This window comes from Microbacterium oleivorans, assembly GCF_023715745.1.
GTDB classification, from domain to species: Bacteria; Actinomycetota; Actinomycetes; order Actinomycetales; family Microbacteriaceae; genus Microbacterium; species Microbacterium oleivorans_D.
The window spans coordinates 692,907-713,300 of sequence record NZ_JAMBOV010000001.1 but is presented as its reverse complement, the minus strand read 5'-3'; the positions used below and the strand labels follow the sequence as shown (position 1 = coordinate 713,300).

At 70.7% G+C, this 20,394-nt stretch carries 20 protein-coding genes and 2 tRNA genes; 3 read left to right on the top strand and 19 right to left on the bottom strand.

Annotated elements, in window-relative coordinates:
• Nucleotides 1-97: 97 nt before the first annotated feature.
• The 10 genes from M3190_RS03295 to M3190_RS03250 all read right to left on the bottom strand — a co-directional run bounded on the left by M3190_RS03295 (nucleotide 98) and on the right by M3190_RS03250 (nucleotide 8,807).
• Nucleotides 98-739, bottom strand: a complete 642-nt coding sequence (locus tag M3190_RS03295) for a ThuA domain-containing protein (protein WP_251578270.1) — start codon at nucleotides 737-739, stop codon at nucleotides 98-100.
• A gap of 39 nt (nucleotides 740-778) precedes the next feature.
• The gene (locus M3190_RS03290; RefSeq protein WP_251578268.1) at nucleotides 779-1,702 is read right to left on the bottom strand and encodes an SDR family oxidoreductase; all 924 of its coding nucleotides are present in this window, start codon (nucleotides 1,700-1,702) and stop codon (nucleotides 779-781) included.
• Nucleotides 1,703-1,812: 110 nt separating this feature from the next.
• Entirely contained in the window at nucleotides 1,813-2,652 is an 840-nt protein-coding gene (locus M3190_RS03285; protein ID WP_251578266.1) for a helix-turn-helix transcriptional regulator, read from the bottom strand.
• Between the two features lie 90 nt (nucleotides 2,653-2,742).
• Nucleotides 2,743-3,342, bottom strand: coding sequence for a DUF1349 domain-containing protein (locus tag M3190_RS03280; protein ID WP_251578263.1), 600 nt, complete (start codon nucleotides 3,340-3,342; stop codon nucleotides 2,743-2,745).
• 21 nt (nucleotides 3,343-3,363) lie between these two features.
• Entirely contained in the window at nucleotides 3,364-4,341 is a 978-nt protein-coding gene (locus tag M3190_RS03275; protein WP_285875837.1) for a Gfo/Idh/MocA family protein, read from the bottom strand.
• A complete protein-coding gene (locus M3190_RS03270; protein WP_251578261.1) occupies nucleotides 4,338-4,724 on the bottom strand; it encodes a DUF1304 domain-containing protein in 387 nt (128 codons plus the stop codon). The genes M3190_RS03275 and M3190_RS03270 overlap by 4 nt, the downstream gene beginning before the upstream one ends.
• A gap of 7 nt (nucleotides 4,725-4,731) precedes the next feature.
• Nucleotides 4,732-5,655, bottom strand: coding sequence for a glycoside hydrolase family 68 protein (locus tag M3190_RS03265; protein ID WP_251578259.1), 924 nt, complete (start codon nucleotides 5,653-5,655; stop codon nucleotides 4,732-4,734).
• 1 nt (nucleotide 5,656) lies between these two features.
• Nucleotides 5,657-6,481, bottom strand: a complete 825-nt coding sequence (locus M3190_RS03260; protein WP_251578257.1) for a carbohydrate ABC transporter permease — start codon at nucleotides 6,479-6,481, stop codon at nucleotides 5,657-5,659.
• Nucleotides 6,478-7,440: a carbohydrate ABC transporter permease gene (locus M3190_RS03255; protein WP_251578254.1), complete on the bottom strand. Its 963-nt coding sequence runs from the start codon at nucleotides 7,438-7,440 to the stop codon at nucleotides 6,478-6,480. Before M3190_RS03255 ends, M3190_RS03260 begins: the two co-directional genes overlap by 4 nt.
• Nucleotides 7,441-7,442: 2 nt before the next feature.
• A complete protein-coding gene (locus M3190_RS03250) occupies nucleotides 7,443-8,807 on the bottom strand; it encodes an ABC transporter substrate-binding protein (protein WP_251578252.1) in 1,365 nt (454 codons plus the stop codon).
• A 232-nt stretch (nucleotides 8,808-9,039) separates the two neighbouring features.
• Between M3190_RS03250 and M3190_RS03245 the strand changes: the two genes are divergently transcribed.
• Both M3190_RS03245 and M3190_RS03240 read left to right on the top strand, forming a co-directional pair.
• On the top strand, nucleotides 9,040-10,071 hold the full coding sequence (locus M3190_RS03245) for a LacI family DNA-binding transcriptional regulator (protein WP_439958004.1): 1,032 nt from the start codon (nucleotides 9,040-9,042) through the stop codon (nucleotides 10,069-10,071).
• A 69-nt stretch (nucleotides 10,072-10,140) separates the two neighbouring features.
• Nucleotides 10,141-11,127 carry an alpha/beta hydrolase gene (locus tag M3190_RS03240; RefSeq protein WP_251578248.1) on the top strand — a complete coding sequence of 329 codons (987 nt, stop codon included), beginning with the start codon at nucleotides 10,141-10,143 and terminating at the stop codon, nucleotides 11,125-11,127.
• Between the two features lie 28 nt (nucleotides 11,128-11,155).
• Here the strand turns inward: M3190_RS03240 and M3190_RS03235 are convergent, their stop codons facing one another.
• Both M3190_RS03235 and M3190_RS03230 read right to left on the bottom strand, forming a co-directional pair.
• On the bottom strand, nucleotides 11,156-11,752 hold the full coding sequence (locus tag M3190_RS03235) for a fasciclin domain-containing protein (RefSeq protein WP_251578246.1): 597 nt from the start codon (nucleotides 11,750-11,752) through the stop codon (nucleotides 11,156-11,158).
• Between the two features lie 107 nt (nucleotides 11,753-11,859).
• A complete protein-coding gene (locus tag M3190_RS03230) occupies nucleotides 11,860-12,561 on the bottom strand; it encodes a TetR/AcrR family transcriptional regulator C-terminal domain-containing protein (RefSeq protein WP_251578245.1) in 702 nt (233 codons plus the stop codon).
• A 69-nt stretch (nucleotides 12,562-12,630) separates the two neighbouring features.
• Here M3190_RS03230 and M3190_RS03225 point away from each other — a divergent pair, with 69 nt between their 5' ends.
• A complete protein-coding gene (locus tag M3190_RS03225) occupies nucleotides 12,631-12,954 on the top strand; it encodes a DUF7882 family protein (protein WP_251578243.1) in 324 nt (107 codons plus the stop codon).
• Nucleotides 12,955-12,964: 10 nt separating this feature from the next.
• On the opposite strand, the gene M3190_RS03220 is transcribed toward M3190_RS03225, so the two are convergent.
• The 7 genes from M3190_RS03220 to serS form a co-directional block, all read right to left on the bottom strand.
• On the bottom strand, nucleotides 12,965-14,155 hold the full coding sequence (locus M3190_RS03220) for a MalY/PatB family protein (RefSeq protein ID WP_251578241.1): 1,191 nt from the start codon (nucleotides 14,153-14,155) through the stop codon (nucleotides 12,965-12,967).
• 49 nt (nucleotides 14,156-14,204) lie between these two features.
• Complete coding sequence (locus M3190_RS03215; RefSeq protein WP_251578239.1) at nucleotides 14,205-16,349, bottom strand: glycoside hydrolase family 36 protein; 2,145 nt, start codon at nucleotides 16,347-16,349, stop codon at nucleotides 14,205-14,207.
• Between the two features lie 119 nt (nucleotides 16,350-16,468).
• Nucleotides 16,469-16,560 (bottom strand) — tRNA-Ser (locus M3190_RS03210).
• A 74-nt stretch (nucleotides 16,561-16,634) separates the two neighbouring features.
• The gene (locus tag M3190_RS03205) at nucleotides 16,635-17,936 is read right to left on the bottom strand and encodes an LCP family protein (RefSeq protein ID WP_251578238.1); all 1,302 of its coding nucleotides are present in this window, start codon (nucleotides 17,934-17,936) and stop codon (nucleotides 16,635-16,637) included.
• 20 nt (nucleotides 17,937-17,956) lie between these two features.
• A tRNA-Ser gene (locus tag M3190_RS03200) sits at nucleotides 17,957-18,041 on the bottom strand.
• Nucleotides 18,042-18,140: 99 nt separating this feature from the next.
• The gene (locus M3190_RS03195) at nucleotides 18,141-19,046 is read right to left on the bottom strand and encodes an HAD-IIB family hydrolase (protein WP_251578236.1); all 906 of its coding nucleotides are present in this window, start codon (nucleotides 19,044-19,046) and stop codon (nucleotides 18,141-18,143) included.
• Nucleotides 19,043-20,308: a serine--tRNA ligase gene (gene serS / locus M3190_RS03190; RefSeq protein ID WP_251578234.1), complete on the bottom strand. Its 1,266-nt coding sequence runs from the start codon at nucleotides 20,306-20,308 to the stop codon at nucleotides 19,043-19,045. Before serS ends, M3190_RS03195 begins: the two co-directional genes overlap by 4 nt.
• Between the last annotated feature and the right edge of the window lie 86 nt (nucleotides 20,309-20,394).

Here is a 20,394-nt window from a genome sequence, read left to right as displayed (position 1 = left end):
ACCTCGCCGAGAGCCGCCCCCGCGGTCCTCACGGAATCCATACGGCCGTGGAGCCCGTCCTCACGGGATCCTCACGACCGCTCGCCGGCCCCCGCGATCAGCTCGTCGCCGCGGCCCAGGTCGCCAGTTCCGCCACGAGGGCGGCGTGCCCCGGCGCATCGTAGGACCGCGCGTCGTGACCGAGCACGTCGACCGCGACCCGGGAGCGGCCGACGGTGCGTCGCCAGGCGGTCGGCTCGCGGTGCCCGCCATCCCCCTCGTGCCAGGCGACGACCCGCCGGTCGCCGGTGGCCTGCAGCGCGCAGTAGCGTTCGTCCTCGACCGTGAACGGCACGGCGCCCTCGACATCGACCACGACCCGCCCGAACGGCGGGTGGAACGACAGCGTCGGCAACCAGACCGCGCCGGTCATGCCCGCCCAGCGCGGATAATCGCGCAGCGAGGCGACCGCGCAGTGCAGGGCGAGGACGCCGACACCGCGGTCCAGAGCCGCGTCGAACGCGGCGACAGCTGCGGCATCCACTCCGCGCTCCCCGCCCCGCCACGAGTCGCCCGCGTTGACGACGACGAGATCAGCGTCCGCCAGCGAGGCCATCGCGGCATCGACGTCCTCACGGACGGTCACGTCGTGACCGATCCCCCGCAGGATCGCCGCGACGCAGGCGGAGGTCTCGGCGAAGGGATGCCACGGGTCGGCGTACCGCTCGGTGCCCGACAGGATCACGGTGCGCACTGTCATGCCGGGAGGTTATCGCTCGGCGGGCTCGCAGGCGACGGGCTACACCGCGAAGCGGGTGCCGATGGCCTGCAGCGTCTCGTCCCAGATGCGCGCGGCCTCGGCGTCGTCGCTCAACGGCGGCCACAGCGGGATGCGTGCGGGCGGGCCGCCGATGAGCCGCTTCGGCCCGTAGAACTCCCCGCCGACGGCACTCGGATCGGTCGCCGCGAGCACCGCGGGCAGGGCTGCGCTGGCCACGGTGCCCGTCACGCCGACACGGGAGAGGAATCGGATGACGCGACGAGCGCCCGTCTCGCGCTCACGCCCCAACCCCGGTTGCGCGGCGAGCAGGTTGGTGGGCGAGACGCCGGGGTGTGCGAGCGTGCTCGTGAGTCCCCAGTCGGAGGCCCTGCTGCGGCGGTGGAGTTCGCGGCCGAAATGCGCGACGGCGATCTTCGACGAGCGATACGCCGCCATCGCGTCGTATCCCTCGAGGGTGGTCACGGCGGCGCGGTCGATGCCGCCCGATCGCGCGGCGATGCTCGTCTGGTGCACGACGCGCGCGCCTCCCTCCCGCAGCACGGGCAGCAGACCGAGCGTCAGCGCAGCGTGGCCCAGGTGATTGGTGCCCCACTGCAGTTCGAACCCGTCAGCGGTCTCCTGGCGCGTGGGCGGCGTCATGACGCCGGCGTTGTTGACGAGGACGTGCACCGGGCGGCCCTCCGCGCGAAGCGTCGCAGTGAGATCCGCCACGGAATCGAGCGACGACAGGTCGAGCGGGCGCGTCGCGACACGGGCGCCGGCGACCCGTTCCCGGATCGCGTTCGCGGCCGACTCGCCCTTCGCGGCGTTGCGGACGGGGAGGATCAGCTCGGCGCCGGCGCGGGCGAGCTGCGTCGCGATCTCGACACCGATGCCGTCGCTGGCGCCGGTGACGACGGCGACGCGGCCCGTCAGGTCGGGGGTGGGGAGGATGGTCGGCATGCGTGCTCCTGGCTGTCGATGCGGTCTGGCGATGTGCTCCGATCCTGCGGCCGATGCACGCTGTCTGCCAGGGCCGCCCCAGCCGTGGATCGGGGATCCACCCCTCCTCGTCAGGAGAGACGCTGCGTCCCGATCACACCGAGCAATCGCAGACGTTCGGCGCTGTCACTGCCCGGCACGGCGGTGTAGACGAGCAGACGGTGCGACTGCTCGGGGTCGAGGAGGGTCTGGCACGACAGCTCCAGCAGGCCGACCTCGGGGTGCAGGAAGCGCTTGAGCGCAGGGGGCGCGAGCCCCACCTCCTGTCGCTCCCACAGCGCGTCGAACTCGGCGCTGCGCCGACGCAGCTCCGCCGCCATCTCCGCCGCCGCGGACTCGGGACCGCGCAGCGCGACGATCTCGCGAAGCCCGCTCGCGTACACGCGCGACAGCCGCTCCTGCTCGTCGGCGGGGTAGGCCGCACGGGCATCGGGCTCGGTGAACCAGCGGAACCCGATGCTGCGGGCATGTCCCGTCCGTTCGGCGGCCGGCCCCAGAAGGGCGACGGCCGGCGGCGTCTGCCGCAGCGTCTCGCCCAGCTCGGTCACGATCTCGGCCGGGGTGTCCTCGAGCCGGTCGAGGATGCGGAGCATCCCCGGCCCCACGTGCGCGCTCGACGCTCCACGTGCCGGCGCCGTGTGACCGGCGAGCCGGAACAGATGGTCCCGTTCGCCGAGGCTGAGGTGCAGGCCCTGGGCGATCGCGGCGATCATCTGCTCGGACGGATGCGGACCGGTGCCGCGTTCGAGCCGGGCGTAGTAGTCGGTCGACATGTGGGCGAGGGCGGCGACCTCCTCACGTCGCAGTCCCCCCGTCCGCCGTCGAGGGCCACGCGCGAGCCCGACATCCTCGGGCTGAAGCGATTCGCGGCGATGGCGCAGGAACCTCGCGAGTCCGTCACGGTCGATCATCGGCATCCTCCCCCCGGGCGGCGGTCCTGTCGTTCCTATCGCGGACGGGTGCCGCGTGCCACGCCCCGTCGATCCACCCCTCGGATGCGATCAGTGCAGGGCGGCGTCCGCGGGACCCCGTTGCCATGAGGCGAACGGCACCGTCAACCCGGCGCGGGTCGGTGCGCAGACGAAGGGCCCGGCCGCGGCCTCGAGGCCGGCGGCGAAGGGGATCACTCGGACCAGGCGCAGGGGGTCGCCCGCCGCGCCCGCCCGCATCGTGAGCGCGTTGCCGGAGCGGCTGACACGGACCGTGATGCGACGCCCGAGCCACTCCGGGACGGGGGCGAGCGACCAGTCCGACATCCCGTCCGTGACGACGGCGCCCAGCTGGAGGTCGCCGTCGGAGAACTCGACGCCGGCTTTGACCCAGCGGGCGTCGTCCACCCGGACGAACAGGCCGGCCTGGTCGAACTGCGCCTCGAACGCCGCGTCGAACTCCACCTCCATCGCGGTGCCGTCAGGCATCGGTGCGAGCAGCGCGTGCTCACTGTCGTGCACGAAGCCGTAGGAGGTGAGCCGCCACGCGTCGCTGCCCTCCGCCGCGGTGACCAGCAGCCTGCCGTCGCGCTCGGCCGCGGCCGGCGGCGGCGTCGTCCACGTGCCCTCGGACCACGCGACGGGCTGGGGGGCGCGGGCGATGGTGCTCATCCGGCCAGGCTAGCGGGCCGCTCAGCCCAGGCGGATGCCGGCGGAGTCGAGCGCGCGCACGGCGACGTCGAGCACGGCCGCGCTGTGGTCGAGGCGGCGATCGCGCTCGACGAGGTCGCGGTCGGCGATCATCCGCACGAAGGCGCGGAACTCCGCGGTCATGCGGTGCGGGTCGTGGTCCAGCGCCACCCGCTCGATAGTCCCGTCGCGCAGCCGGAGCTCGACGGCGGAGATCTCGTTGGGCGGTCCGTCGACGAGCATGACGCCCTCGGTGCCCTGGATCTTCGTGCGCGAGGGACCGGGGGAATCCTTCGCGCCGATGCACACGGCGGTCAGGTCGGGGTAGCCGAGGACCGTGACCCCCGAGGTGTCGCTGCCTCGCTCGATCCGCGGCGTGTAGACGACGGTCTCGGGGGTGCCCATGAGACCGACGACGAGGTGGAGGGCGTAGATGCCGATGTCCATGAGCGCGCCGCCACCCGCCGCCGGGTCGAAGGCCGGCAGGACGGCGCCCTCCCGGAACGCGTCGTAGCGCGAGGAGTACTGCGAGTACTCGCACTGCACGAGCCGCAGGTCACCGAGCCGGCCGAGATTCTGCCGCATCCACTCGACGTTCGCGAGGTACTGGGTGCTGATGGCCTCGACGAGGATCAGCTCCCGCTCCTCGGCGAGCCCCCGGAGCTCGGCGAGGTCCTCGGCGCGCAGCACGAAGGGCTTCTCGCAGATGACGTGCATGCCCGCCCGCAGCGCGCGGCGGGCGACATCCGTGTGCAGCACGTTCGGCACCGCGACCCAGACGGTGTCCACGTCCGCTTCGGCGAGACACACGTCGACGTCGGTGTAGGCGTGCGGGATCCCGTGGGCTGCCGCCGTCTGCTCGAGCGCCGCCCGGCTGCGCTCGGTGCCGACGATCGCCTCGACGGTGAGTCCAGGGATCCGCTGGGCGTGGGGCAGGAACTCGGCGACGATCTTGCCGGCGCCGACGACGGCGAGTTTCAGAGCGCCACTCCGATCGCGAGCAGGACGATGCCGATGAGGGGCGCCGTCAGCTGGATCATCGCCGCGCGAGCCTTGGACCGGTCGGAGAGCAGCAGCACGAGGCCGGCAGCCACCATGGACCCGGCGCCCACGAAGACCAGGGTCGCTCCGATCGCCGTCGAGCCGGTCGCGACGAAGACGATGCCGAGGAAGACCGCGATCGCGAGGAAGAGATTGTAGAAGCCCTGGTTGAACGCGAACGACGTGGTGACGTGGACCGTGTCATCCGTCGTGCCGAAGGTGCGGCGCGCCGCGGCACCCGTCCAGGCGATCGACTCCAGATAGAAGATGTAGACGTGGATGGCGGCGCCCAGCGCCGCGAACACCAACCCGGCGATGACCATGCCGTCATCATCGCAGACGCGACGCCCGGCGCCAGAGCTCGTCGACCGCGATCGGATCGGCGACGCCGAGCGGGGCACCCGCGGCATCCCGAGCGAACGCCAGGAGGACGGGGGTGCCGCCCCGATCCCGCACCACCCTGCCCGCATACGCCGGGGCCGGCGCGATCAGCCGGGCGTCGTCGGGACGCGCCTGAACGGGGACAGGGCCGGTCGGCATCGCCCAGACACCGTCGACGCCATCCGCGCGGGTGGCGCAGAACAGCGTGAGATGCCCGTCCCCCACCTCGACGGTCTGCAGGACCTCGAGGTGCGGGAACCTCGCGGCCACCGACCCGAGAGGGGGCTGGGCCGTCCAGGTGTCGAGGTCGGGCGACCAGGCATGCCCGACGACGCCGCCCGAGGACCCGCCCGCCCCCTTCGCGCGCGCGGTGATGAGCATGTGCCAGCCGTTGCCCTGCGGGTCGCGGAAGACCCACGGGTCCCGCCACGCTTCGTCGGTCCAGTCGCTGTCGCCGAGCTTCTCGTACAGCTCCCCCGCAGCCGTCAGGACGAACCCGTCACGTTTGCTCCAGACGGCGAGATCCGGCGACGTCGCCATGAGGATCGACTCCACGTTGCGGTTCGATGCGGGCTCGAGGAACACGGTGCCGGTGTAGAACATCCGCCACAGACCGTCGTCGCCGCGGACGACGCATCCCGTCCAGGTCGCGCTCCCGTCCGCGCTGCCGGGCGCGCCCGGTCCGAGGACGACCCCGTGGTCGGTCCACTCTCGCAGGTCACGCGAGGTCGCGTGGCCTATCCGGGCGTGACGGTGACGCAGATCGGGATCGCCGAGACTCTTCGGCGCCCGGAGGTGGAACAGGTGGAAGGTCTTGCCGTCGTCGGCGATCCAGAAGTCCCACACCCACTCGGACTCCAGCTGGAACGCCATCTCAGCCCTTGAGCGAGCCCTGCAGCAGCGCCGAGACGAAGTGCCGCTGGAAGATCAGGAAGATGATCAGCGTCGGCGTGAGGATCAGGAGTGATCCCGCGCACAGGAGCGGGATGTCGGTGCCGTAGCGCCCTTGGAAGGCGCCGAGCGCACCGGCCATCGTCCGCTGTTCGGGGTCGTTGACGAGGACGATCGCGAGGAGGAACTGGTTCCACGTCCACAGGAACAGCAGGATCGCGAGCGAGGACAGCGCAGGAACCGACAGCGGGATGTGGATGCGCCAGAAGAGCTGCCAGGTGGTCGCGCCGTCCATGCGCGCCGCCTCGGAGAGGTCGGCCGGCATCGTCACGAAGTGCGCCCGCATCCACATGACGGCGAACGGCATGAACAGACCGATCAGCGGCAGGATGATCGCCCATCGGGTGTTCAGCAGCCCCAGCTCGCGCACCTGAAAGTACAGCGGCGTGATGATGCCCTCGAACGGCAGGGTGAGCCCGAGGATGAACGCGATGAACACGATGCGGCCGCCGCGCGGCTGCAGGTGGCCGAGCGCGAAGCCGGCGAGGGTCGCCAGGAGGACGGCGACCGGGACCACGGCGATCTCGATGAAGAAGCTGGACTGCAGGAGCGCCCACATGTTGGCCGACTCGAAGGCGGTGACGAAGTTGTCCCAGCGCGGGTTGTCGGGCCATTCCAGCCCGCGGGGGTACGTGCCCGGTTCGTGCAGCGCCGTGACGAACAGGCTGAGGAACGGCATCACCGTCACGAGCATGAGGACGACCAGCAGGATGCGGCCGATCCATTTCTCCTGGGGGCGGACGATCACGATTCTTTCCCTCGGAGGATCCGCTGCAGCGGGAGGACGATCAGGAGGACGAGGGCCATGAGGACGAGGGCGAACGCCGACGCGGTGCCGATCTCGCGCTCGTAGAAGGCCAGGTAGAAGATCTGGAGACCGGGGACGAGCGTGCTGTCCCCGGGTCCGCCCTGCGTGGCGATGTAGACGATGTCGAAGCTCGCGAGCGCCGCGATCACCGTCACGGTGACGCAGACCGCGACTTCCTGGCGGACGCCCGGCAGGGTCACGGAGAAGAACTCGCGGACGGGACCGGCGCCGTCCAAGCGTGCCGCCTCGTAGAGGGCGGGGTCGACCTTCGTCATCCCGGCGAGGATGAGCACGAGGCACAGCCCGACCTGGACCCACGCGCCGATGACGCCGACCGCCGGCAGCGCGGTGGAGAAGTCGCCGAGCCACGCCTTCGTCACACCGCCGAGACCGATGAGGCCGAGCAGCTGGTTCACGAGGCCGTTGGTCGACAGCTGCCAGCTCCACATGATGCCCGCCGCCACGAGCGGGATCACCTGCGGCAGGAACAGCACCGTCCGGGCGACGCCGGCGAGTCGACTGGCGGCGATGGCACGGATCATGTTCGCGGCCACGAGGGCGATCGCGACGGGAATGAGGCTGAAGTAGATGATCAGCTCGAACGCGTTGAGGATCGCGCCGATGAGCTTCGGGTTGCTGAAGACCTCGACGTAGTTGGCGAAGCCGACCCACGTGGCCGGACCGATCCCGTTCCACTCGTAGAACGAGTACTGGGCCGACAGGGTGATCGGACGCAGCACGAAGAAGATGTAGAAGGCCGCCGCCGGAAGCACCAGGAGGTAGGCGGCAACGCTCGCGCGGAAGCGCCGCCGACGGCGGCGCTTCCGGAGTCCGGTGTCGTCGAGCGCTGCTGCGCCGGTGGCGACCACCGGCGCAGCAGCGGCGGGAGCGGAGGTCATGCTCAGCCCTCGACCTGGCTCTCATAGTCGGCCTGGACCGAGCTCAGCAGACCCTCGGGCGTCTGCTCGCCGGCCACCAGACGCTGCAGGTTCGGCGTCCAGCTCTGGGCGTAGATCGCGCCGGTCGCGTTGGCGATGAAGTCCATCGCACCGTTCGCCTCGCTGAGCTGGGCGCCGGCGGCGAGAGTCGCCGCCGTCGTCGAGTCGGGGTCCACCTCGGGCATGAAGGCGTCGGCCGGACCCATCGGGTGCGAGCCGCCGACCTCGACGCTGATCGTGCGTGCCTGCTCGTTGGTCGCCGTCCAGTTGAGGAAGAACGCAGCGCAATCGGGGTGCTCGGCTGTCGCCGCGACGCCGAAGGTGAGCGGCGCCGACATGGCGCCGATCTGGCCGCCCTCCTCACGCGGAGGCATGAGGAAGAAGCCCGCCTCACCGGGCATCTGGGTGTCGAGGTTGCCCGACTCCCAGTCGCCGTCGAAGATGAACAGCGACTCGCCGCCGATGAAGCGGCTCATCATCTGCGCGTAGTCGAGCGAGTTCACGTCGTCGGCGAAGTAGCCCGACTCGATCCACCGCGCGAGGTGCTGGGCGGCTTCGAGGTTCTCCGGTGTGTCGATGGTCGCGTCCGGCTGCTGGAAGATCCAGTCGTTGATGGCGGCCGGGTCGCCGTACGAGGCCATCAGCGCCTGGAGCGGGAACGCGAGCCCACCGGTGGCACCACCGTTGAACTGGGCGATCGGGGTGATGCCGGCATCCTTCGCGGCCTGCAGCGCCGCGTCGAACTCGTCGAGCGTCTTCGGGGCTTCGGTCATCCCGATCTGCTCGGCGAGGGTCTTGTTGTAGAAGACCCCGGTCATCGAATAGTTGAGGCCGAGCGCGTACAGCGGACCGTTGCCGCGACGCCCCTCGTCGTCCACGCGCAGCTGCTGCAGCTGGGAGTCGGGCCACTCGGTCCACCCGAACGCCTCGGCGTACGGGTCGAGGTCCAGGAGCAGTCCATCGGTCGCGAGCTCGGACATCTGCGGCAGACGCATGAGGTCCGGCGGCGAGTCCTGCAGGACGCGCGGCGCGTTCTGGGTGATGACGGCGAACTGGTCCTCCCGGATGTCGAACGTCACGTTGGGGAACTGCTTGGTGAATTCCTCGGTGAGGGCCGTCGGCAGCGGGAAGCCCGTTTCGAAGTAGCCGCTGAGGACGACGTCCTCGTCGCCGCAGGTCGGTCCTTCGGCGCCGAAGTCGGACGTCGAGGAGGCCTGCGGAGCCGCGGTACCGCCGGGAGGGGCGCACGCCGTCACGCCGAGCGCGACGGTCGTGAACAGCCCGGCCAGGATCAGCGGGCGGAGGGGGTGCTGTGAGGATCGAGACATCGATGTCTCCTTTCGGGGAACCACATCGTTCGGGTGATCGCGGAGGGTGCGCCTGCGTGCTAAATCGCGTTAGCAAGGTCATCTTGCGCCAATCGGCCGATCGCTGTCAATGGGGCGCCGCCTCGCGTGATGCACCTGTGACCCGTCGCTCCAGCGATCCCCTCTCGACCGGGCCGCATCGGCCCACCCCGTTAGGATCACGGGACAGGAGGATGCCGTGAGCAAGAACCGCGTGACTCTGGCCGACGTCGCCCGCGCGGCCGGCATGTCGCGCACGACCGCATCCCTCGTCCTCTCCGGACGCGGCGACGAGATGCGCATCGCGGAGGCATCGCAGGAGCGGATCCGTCTGGTGGCGGCAGAGCTCGGATACCGCCCGAACATGATCTCGGCGGGCCTGCGCAGCGGCACGAGCCGGACCATCGGATTCATCTCCGACACCGTCGCGACCTCACAGCTCGCGGGCGACATGATCAAGGGAGCCCTCGAGGGTGCCCGCCGCCACGGGCACCTGCTGTTCATCGGAGAATACGAAGGCGACGAATCGGAGCGCGAGCGCCTCATCGACGCGATGCTCGATCGTCAGGTCGACGGCGTCATCATGGCGTCGATGTTCACCCGGGAGCGGCGCGTGCCTCGAGCGCTCGCAAGCCGGAACGTGGTGCTGCTCAACACCCTGCCCGACGGCGGCGGAACCGACGTGCGGGCGATCCTCCCCGACGAACTCGACGCGGGTCGGCGGGCGGCGAGACTCCTGCTCGATCAGGGGCATCGCCGCATCCATCTGATCGGGGCGGGACCGACCGCCTCAGACGTCCCGCGCGACACCGTCGCCGGTCGCGAGCGACTTGGGGGCATCCTCGGCGCACTGTCGGATGCCGGGCTCTCGCCGGCGTCCGGTCGCGAACTCAGCATCTGGCTCCCCGTCGACGGCTGGAAGGCCACGTCGGACCTGATCGCCTCGGGAGTGCGGTCGGGCGCGATCATCGCCTTCAACGACCGCATCGCGTTCGGCGCGTACCAGGCGATCGCCGAGGCGGGGCTGCGCGTGCCGCAGGACTTCTCGATCGTCTCGTTCGACGACCATCAGCTGGCCGGGTGGGTGCACCCCGGCCTGACGACCTTCGCGATCCCCCACTTCGACCTCGGACTGCAGGCGGTCGAGCTCCTGCTCGACCCCGACGCCGCGGGCGCGACCGGTGTGCACCGCATCCCCTTGCCCCTGCGCAATCGCGGATCGGTCACTGCGTCGCAGGACACCTGAGGCGCACCCGGATCCGATCCGCTATCCTCCGAGCTAACGCGATTTAGCATCGGAGAAGGGATGCCGGCGGTGCAACGGAGCCCCCACGGGACCAGGGTCGACGACGTTGTCGCGCGCCCGCCCTTCGATCCCGACGTTCTCATCGCGCTCGGGGCGGCGGATGACCTGGTGGTCTCGCTCAGCCCCGACGAGATTCCCCAGCTCCGCGCCCGCGCCGTGGTTCCCGCTCCGGCCGAGTACACCCTGGGGGGCCGGCTGCTCGTCCAGGAGCATGTCGCGCGGAGCGCCGACGGGACGCCCCTGCGGCTGGTGGCGCTGCGGCCGCGGGATCGGAGCGATCCGCTGCCGGTGATCTACCACGTCCACGGCGGCGGCATGGTGGTCGGAACGCCGTTCGACGTGCTCCCGATGCTCGCCGAGGTCGCCCTCGATCTGGGCGCGGCGATCGTGTCGGTCGACTACCGTCTCGCCCCGGAGCACGCCTACCCCGCCCCGCTCGACGACGTCTACGCGGGGCTCGTGTGGGTCTCGGAGCACGCGGAGGGCCTGCGGCTCGATCCCGACCGCATCATCCTGCAGGGGGTCAGCGCCGGCGGCGGCCTCGCCGCGGGCGCAGCTCTCGCGTCCCGCGACCGGGGAGGCCCGGCGCTCCTGGGACAGATGCTCGTCTACCCCATGCTCGACCACCGCAACGACTCGGCATCCGCTCATCAGATGGCGGGGGCGGGTACGTGGGACCGGACGGCGAACGCCACGGGCTGGGCGGCGTACCTCGGCGAGCTCCCCGGTGACGAGGTACCCGCATACGCCTCACCCGCCGTGGCCGACGATCTGAGCGGACTGCCTCCGACGTTCATCGAGGTGGGATCGGCGGAGACCTTCCGCGACGAGGACGTCGACTACGCCCGCCGGATCTGGGCCGCCGGCGGCGACGCCGAGCTCCATGTGTGGCCCGGTGGCGCGCACGCGTTCGACGCTCTGGCGCCGGACGCGCCCCTCTCCCACGACGCCCGCCTGGCGAGGATGCGCTGGCTGCACCGTCTGCTCTCGCGCTGACGGGCGTCGTCGGAGCGCCGGAGACCGATCAGGATGCGGGGACCAGCACCCGGTCGATCGTGTGGATGACGCCGTTCGAGGCCGGGATGTCGATGGCGCGGAGCACGAGCTTGGGGTTCTTCAGCTCCGGCGTCTCGTCGCGCAAAACGATGCCGCGCGGCTCGATCGTGCCGCCGTTCGCCATCTCGATCGAGCGCGAGAAGAGCACCTTCACGGGCGACAGCTTCTTACCCGCGACCACGTGGTACAGCAGGATGTCGGCGATCTGCTCGGCCGTGAAGGTCGACGTGATCGCCTCGAGCGCAGCGGCCTCGGATGCCGGCGCCTCACCCGTCAGGTCTGCCACCAGGCGGAGGAAGGCACGGTCGTTGGGCGCGAACACGGTGTACGTCGTGTCATCGTCGGAGAGGGTGTCGTCGAGTCCCGTCGCGACCAGCGCCTGCACCAGGATGTCGTAGTCCGACCCGTTCGCGTCGGGCGTGCCGCCGCCGGACGCCGCGACGGCGACGTCCACGACGGTGCCGGCGGGCTTCGTCGCCTGGTGGGCCGACGCGGGTGATGCGGTGAGTGCCAGCGCGCCCGCGACCACCGTGGCCAGGGCGATTCCGATCTTCTTGTTCATCATGTTGCTCCTTCGATGAGAAGAGTCGCGCCCGGCGGACGTCGGGCACCACTGTGTATTCCCGTCGAGGGGGTCCCGCGGATGCAGCGCGGCGCAGAAAGAACGAAGCGCTACTGCGACAGCTCGGTCTCGAGCCGATCGAGGAGGATCTCGAGGGCGGTCTCGAACTCCTCCTTGCTGTGGTCCTCGCTGAGCAGCGCACGCAGCCTGCGCACCTCCGGGGCGTCGTCGAGAGACTCATCACCCTCGCCGGAGAACGAGGGGTCGCCGTTGCCGGATGCCGGACCGGCGCCCCCGACGTCGGCACCGCGGACGGCGGCCTCGAGGAGCAGCTGACCCAGCAGGAAGCTGCTGAAGCCGCGGTAGGCGCGGACCGCCTGCTCGTCCGAGAACCCGTGGGCCAGCAGGACGCGCAGGAGGATGTCCACCGCCTCGATGCTGCGCAGCGGGGGGCGCAGCCACGGTGCGGCGGGATGCCGGGTGGCGATCAGCGGGAAGGCGAGGGGGTGCGAGATCGCGATGTCCCGCACGGCGTGCGCGACGTTCTGCAGGAACGTCTGCCAGTGTTCGTCGGCCTCCCGCTCCATGACAGCGGTGAGCTCGGAGGTCAGTGCGTCGACGACCCCCTCGAGGAGGTCTTCCTTGCCGTGCACATGCCGGTAGAGGGACATCGCTTCGACTCCCAGCTCACTGCCGAGGGCGCGCATCGACAGGCCCGCGGGACCTGAGCGATCGACGAGTGCGAGCGCCGCGTCGATGATCCCTTCGCGGCTCAGTCTCGGTGCCGCCGCCCGATCGGTCTGTCTGCTCATGAGGAGCCTCCACCCCGATCCTCCCCCTTTCCCACCGAAAGCGCATGCTTACAGCGTAAGCTTGCGCTGATGGGACGTTTGGCATTCGGCGCCGAGACGGTCACGCTCGATGACCGCCTGCTGGCGCACCTCGAAGTCGTGATGGTGACGAAGCTGCGGCGACGCGAGCCGTTCATCCTCACGTGGACGGTCGACCCGAGCCTCGGCAGCGGGCGCGTCTCGCGATGGGTCGGCGTGTCCACGAGTTGGGACGTGCGCTACCACAGCCGCTCGACGGGCCCTCTGAATCCGGCGTGGATCGAGAGCCTCATGGCGACGGCGAACTCCCCGAGTGGCCTCCGCATCGTGCCCGAGCCGGAGCCCGACGAGGACGAGCAGGTCGCCGGTCTCTGACGCGCGGTGATCACACCCGCGTGAGGCGACGGACGGCATCCCCCATCTCGCGGACCGCGTCCACGAGCACGGGCCGCGGGGTGGCGAACACGATGCGCGCGAAGTCCTCGTATCCCCGGCCCAGCAGAGCCCCGTCGGTGAGGACGACGCCGGCCTCTTCGCGGAAGAACATCGCCGGCGAGGCGGGCAGGTCGAGCGCGGACGCGTCGATCCACCCGATGTAGGTGGCCTCCGGTGCGGCGTACCGGGCGCCCGGAAGGTGCTCGGCGAGCAGGCCGGCGAGCTCGTGCCGCTCCGCATCCAGGTACGCGATCACATCGTCGAGCCAGGGTCGGCCGTCCCGGTAGGCGGCGATGGCCGCCACGACGCCGACGGTGGCGGCCCCGTGCTGCACCGCGAATCCGAAGCGGCGGTAGGCGGCCTGGTCGGCATCGTTCGAGGTGATCAGCTGGGCGGTCTTCACGCCTGCGAGGTTCCATGCCTTCGATGCACTCGTGCCGGTGATCGTGTGGGCGGCCGTCGCGTCGGACAGGGAGGCGTACGGCACGTGGGCCACGCCGTCGTACCGCAGCGGGGCGTGGATCTCATCAGCGAACACCCGACCCCCGTGCCGCTCGACGACCTCGGCGAGAGCGGTCAGCTCCGCCCGGGTCAGGACCGTGCCGGTGGGGTTGTGCGGATTGCACAGCACCAGCGTCCGCGCGCCCGCGGCGAAGGCTGCGTCGATGCCGTCCAGGTCGTGCTGCCAGCGCCCGTCCACGACGACCCCCGGCACCTCCACGACGGGGTGGCCGATCGTCGGGAGGTAGGTGAGGAACGGCATGTAGGCCGGGGTGGGGACGATGACGGCGGATCCCGGCGGCGCGTACTCGGTGACGGCGACTCCGAGCGCGGCCATGACGTCCGACACGGGATGGACCCGCTCAGGATCGATGACCCAGCCGTACTCCGCCCGCATCCAGTCCGCCGTCGCGTGCCCGAGGTCTGCAGCCAGCGGCGGGGACAGATAACCGAGGATGCCGTCCGTCACCGCCCGTTGGAGCGCGTCTGACACCGGGGGTGCGATCCCGAAGTCCATCTCCGCCACCCACGCGCCGACGGCGCCGGGGTGCAGACTCCATTTGCGGCTCTCGGGACGATCGAACCGCGCACGGTCGAGCCGGTCGAACGGGTGGGAACCGATCGGGGCGACAGGGCTCATCCCCCGACGATGCTGCCTGACCGACGGCCGTGCAAGTCGCGGCGTAACACTACTGCGGAGTCAGTCGCAGCACGCGAGCGGCGAGGCAGGGCTCCCCGGCGGTCACCTCGAGGACCCCGCCTTCAGGCGACCATGCGATCTCCCACGCCGGAGCGCTGGCCGGGAAGAGGACCTCGACGTCGACGTCGCGCCCCCGAAGGGACGGGAGGGGTACCCGCACGTCCGTCGCCGCACCGTCCTGATGCCAGAGGGTCAGGACAGTCTGCGTCTCATCGCGCAGGGCCAGTGCCTGCCACGGCTCGTCGCGCTGCTCGAGTCCGAGCGGCCACGAGGGGGTCGCGGTTCGGATGAAAGGGCGCAGATCCTTGTGCACGCGGACCGCCTCGGCCACGAGTTCCTTCTGGTCGGCGCTGAGCAGGTGCAGGAAGCCGGAGAGGTACAGACGACCCAGCACACCGTTGGCGAGGGTGAACGCCGTCTTCTCCGGCGACATGTCGGCGGCGGGGTACGCCCAGTTGGCCGCCTGCTCGGGGAGCATGGCGAACGGCGCGGCGGCGGCGATCGGGGCCGAGAACTCCGCCTCCTCCTGGTCGCTGGTCGATTGCAGCTGTGAGACCGAGAGCATCGCCCAGTCCGCCCGCATGGCACCGGAACCGCAGTTCTCGAGGGTGACATCGGGGTGGCGGTCGAGGATGCCGGCGAGCCAGTCGATGTGGGCGCGGTTGTATGCGAGCAGGCCCGCACCGGCGCTGTCGGCGTCGTGATCGGTGCCACGGGCGACGGTGACGTTGTAGTCGAACTTGAAGTAGCGGATGCCGAACTCCGCCACCAGACGGTCGATCACCGCGTCGAGATGGGCGCGCGCCGCGGGGTGGCGCAGATCGAGGTGCAGCCGCTCGCTCTCGACGACCGGGACCCCGCGGGAGAGGAAGAACGCCTCCCTGGGCAGTCGCTTCGCGGCCTCGGCGTCGACCCCGACGACCTCGGGCTCCAGCCAGATCCCCGGGCGCATGCCGCGCTCCCGGATGCGGTCGAAGACGAGCCCCATGCCGCCGGGGAAGCGGACGGTCGAGGGGATCCAGTCCCCGACGGTCGACCACCAGTCGTCGGTGTCGGAGTACCACCCGGCATCCATCACGAAGTAGTCGGCCCCGGCGTCGGCAGCGGCGTCGATCAGCGGCAGCAGCTTCTCGGTCGTCGGGTCGCCCATGAGGGTGTTCATGTAGTCGTTGTAGACGACCGGCAGCTCTTCGTTGTCGGGGTGCGCCCGACGGCTGAGCCGTCGGAGGCCCGTCATCGCGGCGGCGGCCGCATCGAGGTCGTCGCCGAAGGCGAGAGAGGCAGGCACGGTCGTGAAGCTCTGACCGGGGGCGAGGACGGCGAGCCAGCGGTGGTCGTCCTCGGTGGGCCCGCTGAGCGCGAGCGAGGTGCCCTCGGCGTTCTCGGCGATGTCGAAGCGCCAGCCACCGTTGTTCTCCACCTGCCAGACGACGGCCGCACCATCGGCCGTGTTCCACAGGGCACCGCACGGGAGGTGACCCCCGGTGGACCACGTGCCGCGCGAGGCGACGCTCACGTGTCCGCGACTTCCGACGGTGCGCTCGCCCAGGCCGAGCTCCTCGAGGCCCGAGGAGCGCAGCGGCGCCACGCGCCAGCGGGACTCGCCGATCCAGTCGTTGCGCGCCGTGGCGAGGGTGAGCGCGTCCGGGGCCGAATCGGCGTCGTGCCCGAGCGCGACGTGCAGTGCCGCGCTCGCGACGGAGGTCAGGGTGCGCGGTTCCGGGGCATCCGCGGCGTTGGTGACGGTGACCTCGGAGCGCAGGGCGCAGCCCGTCGGCGGTACGGTGACGCGCACGACGGCCTCGAGGCCGAGCCCTGTGACGGTCCCCAGCCGATGCGCCGGACCGGGCTGCGTCTCCCTCGTGGTGAGGGTGAGCTCGGTCCAACCGCCCGGCAGGTCCGTGACGGCATGGTCGACGTAGCGGAGTCGACTGCTCAGCTCGCCGTAGGTGATCCTCGACGACGACGGCGCGTGCCCGGAGTCACCCGTGACGATCTCGATGAGCGGCTGGCCGGCGGGCAGGTCCGCGGCCCAGGAAGGAGGGCCGCATCGGAGCAGTCGCGGCGGTGCACCGTCATCCGCGACCACGACGATCTCGAGGTCACGGTTGCCGACTTCGATGCGAACGGACATGCGTCACTTCCTGGAGAAGAGCGGGGGCACCAGCCTATGGGAAAGCGCCTTCCCAGTGTGACCGCGCGCCGACGGCTCGCTCCGAAACGCCGGAAGCCCCGGCGAACCGGGGCTTCTCATGGCGGAGACGGAGGGATTTGAACCCTCGGTCCCCTAAAGGGGACTCCACCTTAGCAGGGTGGTGCACTAGGCCTGACTATGCGACGTCTCCAGGCATCCGGCCGCGGACGGCGCGGATGCACCACGCAAGCATAACCGCTCGCGGGCGCCGCGCCGAACCGAGCGTCAGCGCTGCGCGACGGTGCAGGTGACCTCGTTGGCCGACTGGCCCGTGATCTCCCCGGGCAGGTCGACGGTGCCGTCCGCGGTCGCCGGCGGCGTCGCAGTGGAGTCGGGGTCTGCTGTCCCCGTCGGCGTGCCGGTCGGGTCGGGCGTGGCGTTCGGGTCGCCCGCCTCGCCGACGACCTCGACGCCGTTCCCGCCGCTCGCCGCACCCGTGACGCGGATCGGCTTGTTCTCGGACAGCGCCGTGAACAGCACGTCGGCAGCCGACGTCACCGGCAGCACACGAGCTCCGCCCGGTGCGTACACGGTGGGGTACTGCACGAAGACGATGTCCTTGTAGGGCACGTCCGCGACGGCCATCGCGATCTGGACCATCCGCTGCGGGTTGGTGAGCGACTCGCTGAGGATCAGCTGCTTCTCGTTGACCTGGCGCAGGGCGGTGTTCGCGAGGTTCAGAAGGGCCGGGTAATTCGAGAGCACCTCGCCCGACTGCAGCTTGCGCACGAGCGAGCTCATGAACTGCTGCTGGTTCGAGATGCGCCCGAGGTCGGATCCGTCGCCGATGCCGTGACGGATGCGGAGGAACTGCAGCGCCTCCGCACCGACGAGGGTGTGCTCACCGGCCGCGAGGTCGAGCCCGGTGTGGCTGTCCTTGATGTCACCGCTGAGGCATACGTCGACGCCGCCGATCGCGTCGGACATGTTGATCACGCCGGTCCACCGGATGGCACCGGCGAACTGGATGTCGACACCCGTCAGCTCCTCGACGGTCGCCACCGAGCAGCTGAGCCCGCCGTAGCTGTAGGAGGTGTTGATCATCTGCGCGCTCAACGCGGGGTACGAGCCGCCGTCGGGGTTCTCGCACGCCGGGATCGGCACGATCATGTCGCGCGGGAACGACACCACGGTCACACGGCGGGGCGCGTCGCTGATGTGCACGAGCATCGTGACGTCGTTACGCTCCCCGCCGTCATCGTGGGCGCAGCGCGGGAAGAGCTTGAGGTCCTGCCCCTCGCATGAGTCGGTTCCGACGATCAGCATGTTGACGCCGCCCTCGATCTCGCCGATGTGGGGCGGAAGCGGGGCGTCGTCGCCGATCGTCACGCCGTTCTCGTCCAGGCTGCGCGCGGCATCCCATACGTAGAATCCGCCGATCGCGACGGTGCTGACCAGGGCGACGGCGACGATCGCGGCGAGGATCGTGAAGACCTGTCGCAGCGGATGCGGCGACGTGAGCGCTCCGTGACGGGCGACGGGCTGACGGCGGAACTTCGTCGCCTTCGCGTCATGCCTTGCGCTCACGGATCACCTTTCGGACAGTGCGGAGGGTGTGGGATTCGAACCCACGGGACATTGCTGCCCACCGGTTTTCAAGACCGGATCCTTCGGCCGCTCGGACAACCCTCCCGACCGCGCAGATGGCCTCGGTCGAACAGGCCGAGTCTAGCCGACCCCAGAACCCGTCTATTCTCGCGGGCGCGCCTGGATGCGGCCTGAACGGGCCGGTCAGAGGGCCTTCAGCACCGCGGTGACGCCGCCCTCGGTGACGGATGCCGTGAGCTCCGACGCCTCCGAGGTCACCTCGTCAGGCCCCTGACCCATCGCGATCGCGCGTCCGCCGTGGGCCCGCGCCCACCGGAACATCCCGATGTCGTTGCGGCCGTCGCCGATGACGACGACGTTCGACGGCGCGACGCCGAGCCAACGGCGCACCATCTCGAGCCCCGTCGCCTTGTCGACGCCCTGCGGGGCGATGTCGAGCCACGCCGACCACCCGACGGCGTACGAGACCTCGTTCAGGCCGATCCGCGACACGAGGTCGAGGAAGTCCTGGTCGGTGCCCTTCTCGGACACCACGACGACGCGCGAGACGGGGTGCGCCGAGAGCTCCTCGAACGGGACCCGGTCGGCGCGCGAGACGTTCCACTCGTCCATCCGGTCGGTGTAGAGCCGACGACCGTCGGGCAGCTCGACCATGTAGCGGGCGGTCGGCAGATGGTCGCGCAGCAGGGTCAGGACCTCGGTCGCGTCGAACTCCTCGGTGTGGAACCGCTCGTAGGCCGTGCTCCCGGCGGGGCCGGTGCGTCGCAGGATGACGGCGCCGTTGGAGCACACGACGTACTCGGGCGTCAGCGCCAGCCCCTCCAGGACGTGACGGGTGCCCTCCCACGAGCGTCCCGTCGCGAGCATGACCTCGTGCCCGGCCCGCTGCGCATCGGCGACCGCGTCGATCACGCCCGGGCTGTAGGTCTCGTCCTCGAGCAGGATCGTCCCGTCCACGTCGAGCGCGATGAGCAGTCGCTCGCGCGGAGACTCGGCGGCATCCGTCGCGATCTCCTCGACGACGTCGGCGGCCTCGTCCGCAGAGACCGCGCGCAGCTCGCCGGTGGCAGGGGCGTCCTCGGGACTCACGCGATCGGCTCCGCCACCTCGAGGCCACCCAGGTAGGGGCGCAGGACCTCGGGGATGACGACCGAGCCGTCCTCGCGCTGGTGCGTCTCGAGCAGGGCGACGATCCACCGGGTCGTCGCGAGGGTGCCGTTGAGGGTCGCGACCGGCGCGGTGCGACCGCCCTCGGGGCGGTAGCGGATGTCGAGGCGACGGGCCTGGTACGTCGTGCAGTTCGACGTCGACGTGAGCTCGCGGTAGGCGCCCTGCGTCGGGACCCACGCCTCGACGTCGTACTTGCGGGCGGCGGAGGAGCCGAGGTCGCCGGCGGCGACGTCGATCACGCGGTAGGCGAGCCCGAGGTCCTGCAGCATCCGCTCCTGCATCTCGACGAGGCGCAGGTGCTCGGCCTCGGCGTCGTCGGGCGTCGTGTAGACGAACATCTCCAGCTTGTTGAACTGGTGCAGGCGAATGATGCCGCGCGTGTCCTTGCCGTACGAGCCCGCCTCGCGGCGGTAGCACGTCGACCAGCCCGCGTATCGCTTCGCGCCCGCCTCGAGGTCGAGGATCTCGTCCATGTGGTAGCCGGCGAGAGGGACCTCGCTCGTGCCGACGAGGTACAGGTCGTCGTCGTCGAGGTGGTAGACCTCGTCCGCGTGCTGACCGAGGAAGCCGGTGCCGCGCATGACCTCCGCTCGCACGAGCGTCGGGGGGATCATCGGGATGAAGCCGGCCTCGAGTGCGCGCTGCAGGCCGAGATTCATGAGGGCGAGCTCGAGTCGCGCCCCGATGCCGGTGAGGAAGGTGAATCGCGCCCCCGAGACCTTCGCGCCGCGCTCGGTGTCGATCGCGCCGAGCATCTCGCCGAGGGCGAGGTGGTCGCGCGGTTCGAAGTCGAATGCCGCCGGCTCCCCGTGGGTGCGCAGTGTGATGAAGTCGTCCTCGCCCCCGGCGGGCACGCCGTCGACGACGATGTTCTCGATGCGCGAGAGAGCGGCCGAGGCGGCCTCCTCGGCGGTGGTGACCGCCTGCTGCGCGGCCTTCACTCGCTCACTGAGGTCCTTCGCCTCGGCGACGAGCGCCGCCTTCTCGTCCTTCGGCGCCTTCGCGACGCGTTTGCCGTGCGCGTTCTGTTCGGCGCGGAGCTCCTCGAAGGCGGTGATCGCCGCGCGCCGCTCCCGGTCGGCGGCGAGGGCGGCGTCGACGGTGTCGGGCGACTCGCCGCGCGCTTCCTGCGAGCGCTTCACGAGGTCCGGGTCGTCACGGAGGAGAGCGAGATCGATCACCCGACGAGTCTAGTCGCGGGCCTCCCGGCGCCCTCCCCTGGTGCGGATCGCACGGGCGCGCAAGGGGCCCCGAGAGACGGATGCCG